Annotated in this window: 12 protein-coding genes, 1 pseudogene and 1 riboswitch; of the genes and pseudogenes, 7 read left to right on the top strand and 6 right to left on the bottom strand. The window is 75.7% G+C overall.

Annotation, left to right across the window (positions count from 1 at the left end; all coding sequences use genetic code 11):
- Positions 1–35: 35 nt before the first annotated feature.
- The gene (locus LQ51_RS27575; protein ID WP_046570718.1) at positions 36–2,174 is read left to right on the top strand and encodes an ATP-dependent DNA helicase; all 2,139 of its coding nucleotides are present in this window, start codon (positions 36–38) and stop codon (positions 2,172–2,174) included.
- 340 nt (positions 2,175–2,514) lie between these two features.
- On the opposite strand, the gene LQ51_RS27570 is transcribed toward LQ51_RS27575, so the two are convergent.
- Positions 2,515–3,822, bottom strand: a complete 1,308-nt coding sequence (locus LQ51_RS27570; RefSeq protein ID WP_231605907.1) for an AI-2E family transporter — start codon at positions 3,820–3,822, stop codon at positions 2,515–2,517.
- 154 nt (positions 3,823–3,976) lie between these two features.
- Here LQ51_RS27570 and LQ51_RS27565 point away from each other — a divergent pair, with 154 nt between their 5' ends.
- Both LQ51_RS27565 and LQ51_RS33555 read left to right on the top strand, forming a co-directional pair.
- Positions 3,977–4,324, top strand: a complete 348-nt coding sequence (locus LQ51_RS27565) for a GroES family chaperonin (RefSeq protein ID WP_046570716.1) — start codon at positions 3,977–3,979, stop codon at positions 4,322–4,324.
- A gap of 87 nt (positions 4,325–4,411) precedes the next feature.
- Complete coding sequence (locus tag LQ51_RS33555) at positions 4,412–4,567, top strand: hypothetical protein (protein ID WP_197087936.1); 156 nt, start codon at positions 4,412–4,414, stop codon at positions 4,565–4,567.
- 27 nt (positions 4,568–4,594) lie between these two features.
- Here the strand turns inward: LQ51_RS33555 and LQ51_RS27560 are convergent, their stop codons facing one another.
- Positions 4,595–6,061 carry a PrsW family intramembrane metalloprotease gene (locus tag LQ51_RS27560; RefSeq protein WP_082159693.1) on the bottom strand — a complete coding sequence of 489 codons (1,467 nt, stop codon included), beginning with the start codon at positions 6,059–6,061 and terminating at the stop codon, positions 4,595–4,597.
- A 23-nt stretch (positions 6,062–6,084) separates the two neighbouring features.
- Positions 6,085–6,205: riboswitch (SAM riboswitch) on the top strand.
- A 50-nt stretch (positions 6,206–6,255) separates the two neighbouring features.
- On the opposite strand from LQ51_RS27560, the gene LQ51_RS27555 reads away from it, so the two are divergent.
- Positions 6,256–7,518 carry an aminotransferase class V-fold PLP-dependent enzyme gene (locus tag LQ51_RS27555; RefSeq protein ID WP_046570712.1) on the top strand — a complete coding sequence of 421 codons (1,263 nt, stop codon included), beginning with the start codon at positions 6,256–6,258 and terminating at the stop codon, positions 7,516–7,518.
- A 127-nt stretch (positions 7,519–7,645) separates the two neighbouring features.
- On the opposite strand, the gene LQ51_RS27550 is transcribed toward LQ51_RS27555, so the two are convergent.
- Complete coding sequence (locus LQ51_RS27550) at positions 7,646–8,905, bottom strand: FUSC family protein (protein WP_046570711.1); 1,260 nt, start codon at positions 8,903–8,905, stop codon at positions 7,646–7,648.
- Positions 8,906–8,971: 66 nt separating this feature from the next.
- Between LQ51_RS27550 and LQ51_RS27545 the strand changes: the two genes are divergently transcribed.
- A complete protein-coding gene (locus LQ51_RS27545; RefSeq protein ID WP_046570710.1) occupies positions 8,972–9,613 on the top strand; it encodes an HD domain-containing protein in 642 nt (213 codons plus the stop codon).
- Here LQ51_RS27545 and LQ51_RS34655 read toward each other — a convergent pair.
- Positions 9,579–9,998, bottom strand: a complete 420-nt coding sequence (locus tag LQ51_RS34655; RefSeq protein WP_082159694.1) for a DUF4031 domain-containing protein — start codon at positions 9,996–9,998, stop codon at positions 9,579–9,581. The two genes, LQ51_RS27545 and LQ51_RS34655, sit on opposite strands and share 35 nt — an antisense overlap.
- 56 nt (positions 9,999–10,054) lie before the next feature.
- Here LQ51_RS34655 and LQ51_RS27535 point away from each other — a divergent pair, with 56 nt between their 5' ends.
- The gene (locus LQ51_RS27535; RefSeq protein ID WP_046570709.1) at positions 10,055–11,455 is read left to right on the top strand and encodes an FAD-binding oxidoreductase; all 1,401 of its coding nucleotides are present in this window, start codon (positions 10,055–10,057) and stop codon (positions 11,453–11,455) included.
- Between the two features lie 3 nt (positions 11,456–11,458).
- On the opposite strand, the gene LQ51_RS27530 is transcribed toward LQ51_RS27535, so the two are convergent.
- Positions 11,459–11,974 (bottom strand): hypothetical protein, encoded by a 516-nt coding sequence (locus tag LQ51_RS27530; RefSeq protein WP_046570707.1) that lies wholly within the window; start codon positions 11,972–11,974, stop codon positions 11,459–11,461.
- A gap of 62 nt (positions 11,975–12,036) precedes the next feature.
- Positions 12,037–13,857, bottom strand: a complete 1,821-nt coding sequence (locus LQ51_RS27525) for a glycerol-3-phosphate dehydrogenase/oxidase (RefSeq protein WP_046570763.1) — start codon at positions 13,855–13,857, stop codon at positions 12,037–12,039.
- 199 nt (positions 13,858–14,056) lie between these two features.
- Here LQ51_RS27525 and LQ51_RS33080 point away from each other — a divergent pair.
- Positions 14,057–14,516, top strand: a pseudogene (locus LQ51_RS33080) (peptidase S8); the annotation flags it as partial.

The raw sequence follows: 14,516 nt of genomic DNA, 5'->3' as shown, positions 1-14,516 counted from the left end.
GGGGCCCTGTCGGGCCCGACGGGTACCGTCGCACGGTGACCCCGACCCGTACCGCCACCGGTTCCGCCGTGCCCAGGAAGCGTCGGGGCGACCGGCCCAGCGGCGCCGAGTTGCTGGCCGCGGCGGTCGGTGCGGTGCCCGGCGGGGCGGCCCGGCCGGGCCAGCAGCAGATGGCCGAGGCGATCGAGCGGAGCGTCGCCTCCGGCGAGCACCTGCTGGTCCAGGCGGGCACCGGCACCGGCAAGTCCCTGGCATACCTCGCCCCGGCGCTGACCGTGGACGGGCCGGTGGTGGTCTCCACCGCCACCCTGGCCCTGCAGTCCCAGCTCGTCGACCACGACCTGCCCCGGCTGGCGGACGCGGTGGAGCCGCTGCTGCGCCGCCGGCCCACCTTCGCGGTGCTCAAGGGGCGGCACCACTACCTCTGCCTGGCCCGGCTGGACAGCTCGGTGGAGGACGAGCCGGAGGACACCCTCTTCGACGCGCCCCGCCCCGCCGGCACCACCAGGTGGCTCGGTGAGGCCGGCCGGCTGGGCAAGCAGATCCAGCGGGTCCGGGACTGGGCGGAGAAGACCGCCACCGGCGACCGGGACGAGCTGGACCCGGGGGTGGACGACCAGGTGTGGCGGACCGTCTCGATGCCGGCCCGGGAATGCGTGGGCGCCACCCGGTGCCCGTTCGGGCAGGAGTGCTTCGCCGAAGCCTCCCGGGCCCGGGCCCGGGAGGCGGACATCGTGGTCACCAACCACAGCCTGCTCGCCGTCGACATGCTCGCCGGCCGGCACATCGTGCCGCCGCACAAGCTGCTCGTCGTCGACGAGGCGCACGAGCTGGCCGACCGGGTCTCCTCGGCCGCCCAGGCCGAGCTGGTCCCCGAGCTGATCGACCGGTCCACCCGCCGGGCCCGCCCGCTGCTCCGCCCCGAGCTGGCCGAGCGGCTCACCGAGGCCGGCGACGCGCTCGCCGTGGGGCTGGCCGAGGCGCCGGCCGGGCGGCTCACCGCCGGCCTGCCGCCCGCCCTGCGGGAGGCGTGCACGCTGCTCGACGCGGCCACCCGAGCCGCGCTGGAGGCGATCGGCGACGTCAAGGCCGACGATCCCGACCCGGTGCGCAAGCAGCAGGCCAAGGCGGTGCTGGACGAGCTATCCAGCACCGCGCAACGGCTGCTCGAGGAGGCCGACCACGACGTGGCCTGGGTGGAGAAGCCGGAGAACGGCAGCCGGCGGGCGCTGGTGGTGGCGCCGCTGTCGGTCGCCGGCACCCTCGCCACCCACCTCTACGACGAGCGGACCGTGGTGGCCACCTCGGCCACCCTGGCGCTGGGCGGCCGCTTCGACACCGTGGCCCGCGCCCTGGGCCTGGACGCACCGCCGCCCGCCCCACCGTCCCCGGCGGCCGCCGCGCTGGCCACCGCCGCCGCGGCCGGCCGGGACACCGCCGCGCCGGTGGCGAGCGCCGAAGGCAGCCGGGCGGCCACCGGAACCGTGCCGGCCACCGACGGGCCGGGGTGGAGCTCGCTGGACGTCGGCTCGCCGTTCGACTACGCCCGGCAGGGCATCCTGTACGTCGCCGCGCACCTGCCCCGGCCGAGCGTCTCCGGGCTGCCGCAGGCCGCCGGCGAGGAACTGCTCGCGCTGGTCGGGGCGCTCGGTGGGCGTACCCTCGGGCTCTTCTCCTCACGCCGGGCCGCCCAGCAGGCGGCGGAGCTGCTGCGGGCCCGCACCGACCTGCCGGTGCTGCTCCAGGGCGAGGAGGCGCTGCCGCTGTTGGTCCGCCGGTTCCGCGAAGAGCGGGAGAGCTGCCTGTTCGGGGTGATGTCGCTCTGGCAGGGCGTGGACGTCCCCGGCGACGCGTGCCAGCTCGTGGTGATCGACCGGCTGCCCTTCCCCCGCCCCGACGAGCCGCTGGCGGCGGCCCGCGCGGCGGCCGTGGACGCGAGCGGCGGCTCCGGCTTCGCGGCGGTCAGCGTGCCGATCGCGGCGGTCCGGCTGGCGCAGGGGGTGGGCCGGCTGATCCGGGCCACCGCCGACCGGGGTGTGGTGGCGGTGCTCGACTCGCGGCTGGAGACGGCCCGCGGCTACGGTCCGTTCCTGCGCCGCTCGCTGCCCCCGTTCTGGTACACCACCCGCCCCGAGGTGGCCCGGGGCGCGCTGGAACGCCTCGGCAAGAGCTGACCGGGGCCACCGGCCGGGCCCCGGGCCCGGTTCGCCGCACCCCGCGCCCCCTCCGGCGCGCCGAAAGCCCGGAATGCCGCACCCGGCTGCCTCCCCACCCGCCGAAGGCCCGACACGCCGCACCCGGCGGCCTCCGCCCTCGGCCCGCCCCGGCGGGCCCCCTCGGCCCGCCCCGACCGAGGCCGGCACGTCGAAGGCCCGACATGCCGCACCCCGCGGCCTCCCCACCCGCCGAAGGCCCGACATGCCGCACCCCGCGGCCTCCGCCCTCGGCCCGCCCCGGCCGGGCCCCCTCGGGCCGACCTGCCGGGGCCGGCCCTGGCCCGCCGGGATGCCGGGGTCAGGGTGCCTTGGCGGCCACCACCACGGCGTCCGGCGGGGTGTCCGGCACGGTACGCGCGGCGAGCCGACGGACCGCGGTGTTCAGCACGGCGATCAGCGGCACCGCGACCAGCGCACCGGCGATCCCGGCGAGCACCACCCCGGCGGCGATCCCGATGATCACGGCGAGCGGGTGGATGGCCACCGCCCGGCCCATGATCAGCGGCTGGAGCACGTGCCCCTCGACCTGCTGCACGCCGATCACCGCGCCCAGGATGATCAGCGCGGTGACCGGCCCGCTGTCGACCAGCGCCACCAGCACGGCCACCACCCCGGAGAGGGTCGCACCGACGATCGGGATGAACGCCCCCAGGAAGACCAGCGCGGCCAGCGGGAACGCGAACGGGATGTCGAAGACGACCAGGAAGATGCCGATGCCGACGGCGTCGATGAAGGCGACCAGCACGGTGGCCCGGACGTACGCGCCGAGGGTGGCCCAGGCGGACCGGCCTGCGTCGTCGACCTTCCAGCGGGCCGCCACCGGCAGCAGCCGGACCAGGAAGCGCCAGATCTTGTTGCCGTCACGGAGGAAGAAGAAGGTCGCGAAGAGCACCAGGATGGTGCCGGTGAGCACCTCGGCGAGGGTGGCCGCGGTGTTCAGCGCGCCGGTGGTGAACGTCTTGGTGTTCTCGTCCACCCACTTCTGCGCCTCGTCGATGTAGTTGTTGAGCTGGCCGTCGGAGAGGTGCAGCGGGCCGGTCTTGAGCCAGTCCTGGATCTGCCGGACGCCCTCCGAGGTCTTGTCGCTCAACTCCGGCACGCCCTGGATGAACTCGTTCACCACCAGGGTCAGCGTGCCGACCACCGCGGCCAGGCCGCCGACCAGCACCACGCCGGTGGCCAGCGACCGGGGGAAGCGGGCCCGGAGCAGCCAGCCGACCGCCGGGGCGAGCAGCGCAGACAGGAGCAGGGCCACCGCCAGCGGGATGATCACGATGCGGATGGTGCCGATGATCGTCAGCAGCGCCCAGGTGACGATGCCGATCACGATGAGCCGCCAGCACCAGGCCGCGGCGATCCGCAGCGCGTGCGGCACCTCGGTGTCGTCCCGGCTGGCCGTCGAGGCAGGCAGGACGCCGGGCGGCTCCGCACCGACCACGGTCGCACCGGCGGGCGCCACCGGGCCCGGCGCGGCGGGCGAGGCCAGCCCGGACTCCGCCGACTCCCCCGGCGTGCCGTCCGGGTCGGTCCGGTTGGCCCGCACCGACTCCCGGCCGGACTCGTAAGCCCGGCGCAGCCGTCCGCGCATCGCCTCGAAGCGGCTCAAGCGCACCTCCCGCAAACTTGCCCCGCCCACGTCACAGGGGGGACAGGATACGTCCCTCCGCCCCACCCTAGGGCGACTGCGCCACACATTGCCCCCGCGCCGGTCTCCTCAACCACCGCACGACCGGCCACGGCGTACGCGGTAGCGTCTTCGCGTGACCGCCGACCAGACTCTCGACTCCGGCCTGCCGATCCGCCTGCTGCACGACCGCGTGCTGGTGCGCACCGAGAACGGTGAGGGGGAGCGCCGCTCCAGCGCCGGCATCGTGATCCCGGCGACCGCGGCGGTGGGCAAGCGGCTGGCCTGGGCCACCGCCGTGGGGGTGGGCCCGCACGTACGGACCATCGTCGCCGGCGACCGGGTGCTCTTCGACCCCGACGACCGCTCCGAGGTCGAACTGCACGGCCGGGCGTACGTGCTGCTGCGCGAACGGGACGTGCACGCCGTCGCCGCCGAGCGGGTGGAGCGGGAGACGACCGGCTCGACCGGCCTCTACCTCTAGCCCCCGCCCCGGGGTGCCGTTTGCTCCGCCGCCCGGCGGGAAGCCCAGGCACCTCAGCGCCCTGGGGAGGGGACCATGCCGGTAGTCGTGAAGAAGATACTGAGCTGGGGATTCGTCGCGTTCCTGATCTACTTCATGGCGTTCCGGCCGGACGGCGCCGCCCAGCTGTTCAAGGGGATCGGGGCCGCCCTGGTGGCCATCTTCCAGGGCTTCGGCGACTTCCTCACCGGCCTGATGAGCTGACCCCGGCCCCGGGCGCGGGCCGGACGGTCAGCCGCCCGGGGACCAGGGCGCGGCGGGGCGCGGGCCGTACCAGCCGGCCGGTGGCGGCGGCGGGGCCAGCACCACCGGGATCGGCACCACCGGCTCGTCCGGCGCCTCGACCGCCCGCTGCGACCCGTCCGGGAAGCGCAGGTGGTAGCGGTGCCCGTCCCACACCCCCAGCGGCGCCTGCGGGTCGCGGCCCACGAAGAACGACCGGTACGCCCCGATGGCGTCCAGCAGCTCCCGCTCCTCCCGCGCTGTCCGGTCCCGTTCGGCGGGCTTGCGGTCCAGCCCCCGGCGCATCCCGTCGCGCAGCAGCGCCAGCCGGGTGGCGGCGAACTGGTATCCGCGCATCGCCTTCACCCCGCCGTCGCCGGCCACCCGCCGGGCCCAGGTCCGGGCCGCGTGCCGCCGGCCGAGGCTGCCCAGGGCGGCCACCTCGGGCGGGGTGAGCCAGCCGGTCCGGACGTAGTCCGGCAGGGTCCGCTCGGTGAGCCGCCCCTCCCAGGCCCGCAGCCAGACGGCCAGGGCGACCATGCCGAAGAAGATCGGCACCATCACGCCGATGTAGCCGTACAGGACGATCACTGGCTGCCCGGTGGCCACGGCCAGCGAGGGCAGCAGGTTCCAGGTGCCGTGCAGCATCATCGCCAGCAGCAGGCCGGCGATCGGGGCGAGCAGCCGGACCCGCCGGTCGGCGCTGCGGGCGGCGACGCCCAGCCCCACGCCGGTCATCGAGGTGAACAGCGGGTGGGCGAAGCCGAAGAGCAGGATCCGGACGATGAAGATGGCGATGACCTGCTGCGCCCCGGTGGCCGGCCCGTACTCCTCGACGCCGGTGCGGTAGCCGTAGCCGCCCAGGTAGAGGATGTTCTCCACCATGGCGAAGCCGACCGCGGAGAGCCCGCAGTAGACCAGACCGTCGGTGATCCCGGAGAACTCGCGCCGCCGGAAGACCAGCAGCAGGATCGGCCCGGCCGCCTTCGTCAACTCCTCGATGAACGGGGCCACCAGCACGGCGGTCAGCGCGCTGGGCAGCCCCCAGTCCTGGAACAGCTTCGCGCCGGTCTCGTTGACCAGCAGCGAGATCGCGGTCGAGACGAACGCGCCCCAGGCGAAGCAGAAGATCAGGTACTTCAGCGGCTCCGGCTCGTAGCGGTCCAGCCAGAGGAAGCAGGAGACCAGCACCGGCACCGGCAGGATGGCCGCGATCACCCCGACCAGCAGGGCCTCGGCGCCCAGGCTCTCGCCCAGGGTGAAGACCATGAACACGGCGCCCGCGGCGATCAGCAGCACCACCCCGGCGAGCGCCAGGAACCGCCGCCAGCCCACCCGGCGCAGCGGCATCCGGGGGGTCGCCGACCCGGGCGGAGGGGCGGCGGGCACGGTCGGCGGCGGCGGAAGGGCTCCGCCGGGCGGGGTGTCGGGCATGCCGTCAGCGTAGTTCCCCGGGCCCCTCTGGTCCGGCCGCATCGCGGCCGCTATGCTGCCGGGCAGGTCACGAGCGCCAGCGTCAAGCCCCGGCTTGCTGGCCGGCAACCCTCGTCGAGTTCGCGGTGGGGTGCCCCGGGTGATGACCGGGCCCAGCCCGAACGGCGTGCTGGGCAAGCGCGGACCCCGTCCCGGTGCCATCCCCCGGGGTCCCCTGGACCCGGGAGGTTCGGCCGATGACCGTCACCCTCGTACCCTCGCTGCCCACCCTGCCGCCGCCGGCCCGGCCCGACCCGCTCGGCGTGCTCGGCGTACCGGGGGAGATCAACCTGGACCACGCGGCCAGCGCACCCTGCGCGCGGGCCGCGGCCGACGCGGTGGCCGAGCTGCTGCCCTGGTACGCCAGCGTGCACCGGGGCGCCGGGGCGCTGTCCCGGCGCTGCACGCTGGCCTACGAGCGGGCCCGGCAGACGATCGGCGACTTCCTCGGCGCCCGCCCCGGCGATCACGTGATCTTCACCCGGAACACCACCGACGCGATCAACCTGCTGGCCCGGGCGCTGCCCGCCGGCACCACCGTGGTCACCTTCGCCGGCGAGCACCACGCCAACCTGCTGCCCTGGCCGCGCGGCTCGGTACGGCTGCCGGTGCCGGAGAGCCCCGGCGGGGCGGTACGCGCCCTCGACGCGGCCCTCGGCGAGCTGTCCCGGGACGCCCGGCCGGGCCTGCCGGTGCTGGTCGCGGTGACCGGCGCGAGCAACGTGACCGGGGAGCGCTGGCCGGTGGCCGAGCTGGCCCGGGTGGCCCGGCGGCACGGCGCCCGGATCCTGGTGGACGCCGCCCAGCTCGCCCCGCACGCCCCGGTCGACCTGGCCGCGTTGGACGTGGACTACCTGGCGCTCTCCGGGCACAAGCTGTACGCCCCGTTCGGGGCGGGCGTGCTCGTCGGCCGGGGCGACTGGCTGGACGCGGCCCCGCCGTACCTGGCCGGGGGCGGGGCCACCAGCCACGTCGGCGCGGGCACCCACGAGGTGCGCTGGGCCACCGGGCCGGCCCGGCACGAGGCGGGCACCCCCAACCTGCTCGGCGCGGTGGCCCTCGCGGCGGTCTGCGCCGCGCTCGCCGGGGCGGACCGGGACGCGCTGCACGCCCGGGAGCAGGCCCTGCTGGCCCGGCTGCGGGACGGCATCGCCGCCCTGCCACACGTGCTGGAGCTGCGCACCTTCGCGCCGGACGCGCCCCGGGTGGGCATCGTCAGCTTCGTGGTCGCCGGCCGGGACTCCGCCGAGGTGGCCGCCCACCTGGCGAGCGTGCACCGGATCGGGGTACGCGACGGCCTGTTCTGCGCCCACCCGCTGGCCCGCCGGCTGCTGACCGAGGCGGCCGCCCGCGCCGGCCGGACCGACCTGCCGCCCACCGCGCTGCGCGCCAGTCTCGGCCTCGGCACCACCCGCGCCCACGTCGACGCCCTCCTCACCGCCCTGACCACCCTCCCCTAACCCGCCCCACCGCCCCCACCGCCCTTACCGGCCCCCACCGGCCCCGCCCCCGCCGTTGATCAAGGAGTTTGCGTCTCCGGTGAGATCGACACTGACGCAAACTCCTTGATCAACGCGAAAGGTCGGGTCAGCCGACCGGAGGGGCGGTGGGGGGTTTGGGGGCGGGGCTCTGCTCGGTGGTCTCGCCGCTGCGCTGCTCCTTGTCGCCGAACGCCTGCCGGACCAGCCGGTTCGCCTCCTCCTGGTCGATGCCGGAGGCCACCAGCAGGTCACTGGCCGTGGTGCGCACCTGGGCGATCACTACGCTGCCGGAGAACCCCACCCCCTCGGCGTACGCCCGGCCGGCCTCGCTGACCCCGCGCAGCGAGCGCTCCCGGGCCTGTTCGGGCTCCTCGCCGACGGCGAACTCGTGCCGCAGCAGGCGGACCGACTCGGCCAGGTGGGCGATGGCGTCGGTCATCGGCTCGGGGATCGCCTCCTCGTCCTCGATGATGGTGATCGAGCGGCGGATCAGGGTGCCGCTGTTGCGCATCGCCCGGTCGATCGGGTCGGCCGCCTCCGCGTAGTGGGTCAGCTCGTTGCGCCGGTGCCAGCGGGCCGGGGAGAGGGTGATGGTCTCCTTGGCGCCCTCGATCGCCTCGCCGAGCGCCGCCAGCTCCTCCTTGTTCTCCCGCAACCGCTGCAGCGCCTGCTGGGCGGCCCGCCGGTCCCGGCTTCGCAGCGCCTCGGCGCAGCTGTCGAGTTGCGTCGCGAGCAGGTCCAACGCCGGTCGGGCGGCCCGGTTGATCACCCGGAGCGGGTTGAGTGGCAGCAGGATCGCGGTGACCACCAGCGCGATGCCGCCGCCGAGGAAGGCGTCGACGAAGCGGGGTATCTCCAGGTTCTGGGTGGACGGGCTGAGCGTGACGATCAGCACCGCGGTGGCCGCCGCCTGGATCACGATGGCCACGCTGGCCCCGGCGAAGATGGTCAGCAGGATCGCCGCCGTCACCACCAGCGCCAGCTGCCAGGCGCCGGTGCCCAGGAAGTAGATCAGCAGGTCACCCACGGCCACCCCGACCGCCACCCCGACGATCAGCTCCACGGTCCGGCGGAACCGCTGCCCGACGGAGGCCGCGAGGGTGCCGACCGCGGAGATCGGCGCGAACACCGGCTGCGGGTTGTGCAGCAGCCGGTGCGAGATCAGGTAGGCCAGGCCGGCCGCGAGGCCCGCCTGCACGGCCAGGCCGGCGGCCATCCGCACCCGGTGCAGCCGGTCGTGCAGGGTGGCCCGGCTCCGTTCCCGCAGCTGCTCCATCGCCTCGGCGACCCGGGGCCCGTCCACGTCGACCAGTCCTTCGCGCAGCGGCGCACGCCGCAGAAACGGCGATCGTCGGTCCCCGGCCATGGGCGGGACTACCCACCCGGCCAGGACTGAATCCTGCCCGGGCGGCGGTGCGGCAGACTGCACCGGGTGGACGAGCTGATCGACCGCTGGGAGGCGGCGGCGTACGCGGCCGGGGCGACGGACGCGGCGGGCGTGGCACGGGCGGGGTCCCGGCTGCTGGCCGGCTGGCGGGAGCCGCACCGGCACTACCACGCCCTGCCCCACCTACGGGCCGTGTTGGCCGTCGTCGACGGGTACGCCGGATCGGCCCGCCGCCCCGAGCTGGTGCGGCTCGCGGCGTGGTGCCACGACGCCGTCTACGACCCCCGGGCCGGCGGCGACGCCAACGAGCGGGCCAGCGCCGAACTGGCCGGCGAGCTGCTCGCCGGTGCCGGGCTACCGGCCCCGGCGGTGGCCGAGGTACGCCGGCTGGTGCTGCTGACCGCCGGGCACGTGGTCGCCGCCGACGACCCGGACGGCGCCCTGCTCTGCGACGCCGACCTGGCGATCCTGGCCGCGCCGCCGGACCGCTACGACCGGTACGCCGCCGCCGTCCGCCGCGAGTACGCCCACGTCCCCGAGCCCGCCTTCCGCGCCGGTCGCGGCCGGGTTCTCGCCCACCTGCTCGCCCTGCCCGCGCTCTACCGCCTGCGGGCCCTGCACGCCCGCTGGGAGGCCCCCGCCCGCGCCAACCTCACCCGCGAGCTGGCCGCCCTCCCCCATCCGTGACGCCTCGCCGTCGTCCCTGCTCGCCGCCCGTCGCCGATCCTGGACTTGTGCTGCCGGCGGAAAGGCCGCGAGTGACCCCATCCCCGGGAACCACAATCCTTTGATGGTGCGAGCGAGGGTGGGGGGCGGTGAGGTGTTTGGGGCGGCGGAGGTTGGCGCCGCGCAGCAGGCGGACGATCTCGCGGGGCGCAACCACCCGGGCGCCGAGCCAGACGGCCACCGGGAAACGGTCGGCGGGCAGGTCGTAGTGGTCGCGGTCGAAGGCGCGTCGGGGCGCGCCCAGCGCCTCGGCGAAGGCGTGCAGCTCGGCGTAGGACACGTCGCTGATCAGATGTGACCAGAGCCGGCCCCGCCAGGGCACCGAGGGGCGGTCCAGGTAGAGCACGACCAGCAACGGTACGCCCGGTTGATGATCACGTCGGGTCGGCCTAGCCTTCCGGCATGGCCGCCCATCCCCTCCTCGACGAGCTGCGCGCCGCGCTCGGTGACGCCGCGGTGCTCACCGACCCCGACCTGCTCCGCACCCATCAGCGGGACGAGGCGGACCTCTGCGACGCCGGCATGCCGCTGGCCGTGGTGCGCCCCGGGAGCACCGGGGAGGTCGCCGCGGTGGTCCGGGCGGCCGGCCGGCACGGCGTACCGCTGGTGCCGCAGGGGGCGCGGACCGGGTTGGCCGGTGCGGCGAACGCGGTCGACGGCGCCGTGCTGCTCAGCACCGTGGCGATGGACCGGATCCTGGAGATCGACCCGGTGAGCCGGATCGCCGTGGTGCAACCCGGTGTGGTCAACGCGGCGCTGGCCGGCGCGGTCCGCAAGCACGACCTGTGGTACCCGCCGGATCCGGGCTCCTGGGAGTCCTCCACCATCGGCGGCAACGTGGCCACCAACGCGGGCGGCATGTGTTGCGTGAAGTACGGCGTCACCACCGAGTACGTGCTCGGCCTGGAGGTGGTGCTCGCCTCCGGGGAGGTGCTGCGCACCGGCCGGCGTACCGCCAAGGGCGTCGCCGGGTACGACCTGACCCGGCTCTTCGTCGGCTCCGAGGGCACCCTCGGGGTGATCACCGAGGTCACGCTGGCGCTGCGGCCGGCGCCCGAGGAGGCGCTGACCCTGGTCGCCGTCTTTCCCACCACGGCGGCGGCCGGCACCGCGGTGGCCGGGATCGCCGAGCGGGGACTCACCCCCAGCCTGCTGGAACTGCTGGACCGCACCCACCTGCGGGCCATCGAGGCGTACCGGCCGATGGGGTTGCGCACCGACGCGCAGGCGCTGCTGCTGGCCGCCGTCGACACCGGTTCGCGGGCGGCCGACGACCTGGCCCGGCTCGCCGAGGTGTGCGCGGCGGCCGGCGCCGACGAGGTCTACGCGGCCACCGACGCGGCCGAGGCGGCCGCCCTGCTCCAGGCCCGCCGACTGGCCCACCCGGCGATGGAGAGGTTCGCCGCGGACGCCTTCCCCGGTGGCAACGGTGGGCTGGTCATCGACGACGTGGCGGTGCCCCGCGGCGCGCTCGCGGCGCTGCTGGACGGGGTGGCCCGGATCGCCGAGGAGTGCGCCGTGCCGATCGGCGTGGTGGGGCACGCCGGGGACGGCAACATGCACCCGAACATCGTGGTCGACCGGGCCGACCCGGCGAGCGTGGCGCGCGGCCGGCGGGCCTTCGACGAGATCATGCGGCTGGGGCTGGAACTCGGTGGCACCTGCACCGGCGAGCACGGGGTCGGCCTGCTCAAGCGGGACTGGCTGGCCCGGGAGATCGGCCCGGTCGGGGTCCGGGTGCACCAGGCGATCCGGGCCGCGCTGGACCCGGCGGGGCTGTTCAACCCCGGCAAGGTGTGCTGACCGTCAGCCCTTCTCCTTGTCCTCGGCCGGCGTGGCCTGGGTGAGCAGGAGCAGGATCTGGTAGGCCACCGGGGGCCGCTCCTCACCCGGGCAGTCCTGCGTGGTGATCGTCAGACCGGGCGGGATCAGCAGGGTGGAGGTCAGCGCGCCGACGCAGCCCTGCTTGTACCGCCGGACCTCGTCGGTCTCCCGGGTCAGCGCCGGGTCGTCGAGCATCCGCTGCAGGCGGTGGGTCTGCTCGGGGGTGAGCTGGCCGGTCGAGTCGACCCCGTCGCCCGCGCAGTCCCGGCACTGCCACCGCCCGCCCGGGTCCACCTCGAGGGTGCGGGGCGAGCCGTCCGGCCCCAGCTTCTGCACCAGGGAGACCGGCCGGCCGGTCGCCGCCGAGGGCGACCCGCCCGGCTGGTCGGGGGTGGTGCTGCCCTCGGCACGACCGAACAGCGAGCAGCCGGTCAGGGCCAATGCCAGCAGGACGCCGGCGGTCATCGGGACGGCGCGCGGACAGGAGGGGCGAACCACGCACGGAAACCTACACTTCCGTAGGTAGGGGTCGTAACCCTCTGCCGTACGTTACCGACCAGTCACCTTGCGGAGGACGACGGTACCTCCGCGGTGTCGCCGTCGCCGCCCCGATCGGCGGCGAAGCCGCGGACATCCGGGGCGCCCAGCCGGGCCGCGTCGGCGGCCACGTCGTCCGGCATCGCCTGCGACTGCCGCTCGGCCTCCACCCGGGCCCGGTAGTGGGCGACCTCGCGGGCCCGGGTCGCCGCGTCCCAGCCCAGCACCGCACCCATCAGCTCGGCGGCGTGCTCGGCCGACTCCAGGCCGCGGTGGCTGGTCTCGATGGAGATCCGGGTACGCCGGATCAGCACGTCCTCCAGGTGCAGCGCCCCCTCGGCGCGGGCCGCGTACGTCACCTCGGCGGCCAGGTATTCGGGTGCGCCGGCGAGCGGGGAGCCGAGCAGCGGATCGGTGTCGATCAGGGCGAGCAGGTCGCGGGTGAGGGTGCCGTACCGCTCCAGCAGGTGCTCCACCACCCCGACCGGCACACCGTGCCGGCGGGCCAGGTCGGCCCGGTCCCGCCACATCGCCGCGTACCCGTCGGCGCCGAGCAGCGGCAGGTCGGCGGTGCGCGACGGCCGGGTCCAGCCGAGCCGGTGCACCGCCCGGTCCACCACGTCCGAGGCCATCACCCGGTACGTCGTGTACTTGCCGCCGGCCACCAGCAGCAGCCCGAGCATCGGCTCGATCACCGCGTGCTCGCGGGAGAGCTTGGAGGTGGAGTCGGCCTCGCCGGCCAGCAGCGGGCGCAGCCCGGCGTAGACGCCCTCGATGTCGTCGGTGCTGAGCGGCCGGTCCAGCACCGTGTTGACCTGCTCCAGCAGGTAGTCGATGTCCTTGGCGGTGGCCGCCGGGTGGGACCGGTCCAGCCGCCAGTCGGTGTCGGTGGTGCCGATGATCCAGTGGCCGCCCCACGGGATGACGAAGAGCACGCTGCTGGCGGTGCGCAGGATCAGCCCGGCCTCGCCGGTGATCGCCGAGCGGGGCACCACCAGGTGCACGCCCTTCGACGCCCGGACCCGGAAGCCGGGGCGCAGCCCGACGTCGTTGAGCATCCGGGACATGTCGTCGGTCCACACGCCCGTCGCCGCGATCACGGTGCGGGCGCGTACCTCGAACTCGGCGTCCGGCGAACCCGCCGGCGCCTCCAGGTCGCGCACCCGGACCCCGGTGACCTCGCGGGCCTGCCGGATCAACCCGACCGCCCGGGCGCTGGTCACCACGGTGGCGCCGAGGCTGGCCGCGGTCCGGGCCAGGGTGACCACGAGGCGGGCGTCGTCGACCTGCCCGTCGTAGTAGCGGATCGCGCCGGCCAGCCGGTCGGGGCGCAGGCTGGGGAAGACCCGGTGGGCGCCCTCCCGGGTCAGGTGCCGGTGCAGCGGCATGCCGCGCCCGCCGCCGAAGATCCCGGCGAAGGCGTCGTAGGCGGCCACCCCGGCGCCGTAGTAGGACCGGCGGAGCAGCCGGCGGGGCAGGTCACGCAGCCCGCCCTCGGCCGGCAGCGGGACCAGGATCGGCACCGGGCGGACCAGGTGCGGGGCGAGCCGGGTGGCGAGCAGGCCGCGCTCGGTCAGCGCCTCGTGCACCAGGTGGAACTCGAGTTGCTCCAGGTAGCGCAGGCCTCCGTGGATGAGTTTGCTGGACCGGCTGGAGGTGCCGGCGGCGTAGTCCCGGGCCTCGACCAGGGCCACCTTCAGGCCGCGGGAAGCGGCGTCCAGCGCGGCGCCGGCGCCGGTCACCCCGCCCCCGATGACCAGCACGTCGAATCGCTCGCCGCGAAGCTTGCGTAGGTCATCGGAGCGGCGCTGGGCGGAGAGCTGACCGGCCTCGGATCGGGACACGTTGGGGTCGCGCACCCGTCCACCGTAACCGGAGCGGCGTTCGGGCGACACGCCCCCGCCGGCCGCCCACCTCGGCCCGGGTGGTGCGCACCCGCCGCCCGCCCGCGCCGGCCGGGCACGGCGGCACGGTTCAGCACCGGCGGCCGCCGTTGCCGTTTCTCGGGTCGGCCACTGCGGGTGGGCTCGTACTGTGCTCACCATGCAGGCCGATCCTCCCGCTCCCCCCTCGCCCGCCCCGCCGACCAGCAGCGGCTGGGCGGTGGTCGCCACCGTGGTCACCGGCGTCTGGGCGGTGCTCGTCGCGGTGTCCGGGCAGTTCGTCGGCTGGGTGGTCGACCAGCTCGCCCTGGTCAGCGGCCTGGACCGGCCGGTGCCGGTCTGGCCGGTGGTCGCGCTGGTCACCATGCTGCTGGTGGGGGCGCCCACGCTGGCGCTGGCGCTGCTGCCGCGTTCCCCGGCGATCCGCGCGGTGGGCCGGGTCTGGCTGGCCGGGGCGGTGGCGCTCGGCGCGCTGAGCCTGCTGCGCGCCCTGCCGCCGGTGCACCAGGAGGCGTACCAGGCCGCGCTCGCCGCGACGGCCGCGCTGCTCGCGCTGGTCGCCGGCCGGCTCGCCCGGCGCTGGTCGCCGGCCGACCCGGCGCTGGTCGGTGGCCGTCCGG

Source organism: Micromonospora sp. HK10, assembly GCF_000982955.1.
Taxonomy (GTDB): Bacteria; Actinomycetota; Actinomycetes; order Mycobacteriales; family Micromonosporaceae; genus Micromonospora.
The sequence above is the reverse complement of the archived record's forward strand: the minus strand, read 5'-3'. Positions and strand labels throughout refer to the sequence as shown.

Excerpts from the sequence above, each read along its gene's own strand:
- LQ51_RS27560 (WP_082159693.1), bottom strand. The coding sequence starts at position 6,061 with ATGCGGCCGGACCAGAGGGGCCCGGGGAACTACGCTGACGGCATGCCC.
- LQ51_RS27555 (WP_046570712.1), top strand. The coding sequence starts at position 6,256 with ATGACCGTCACCCTCGTACCCTCGCTGCCCACCCTGCCGCCGCCGGCC.
- LQ51_RS27550 (WP_046570711.1), bottom strand. The coding sequence starts at position 8,905 with ATGGCCGGGGACCGACGATCGCCGTTTCTGCGGCGTGCGCCGCTGCGC.
- LQ51_RS27535 (WP_046570709.1), top strand. The coding sequence starts at position 10,055 with ATGGCCGCCCATCCCCTCCTCGACGAGCTGCGCGCCGCGCTCGGTGAC.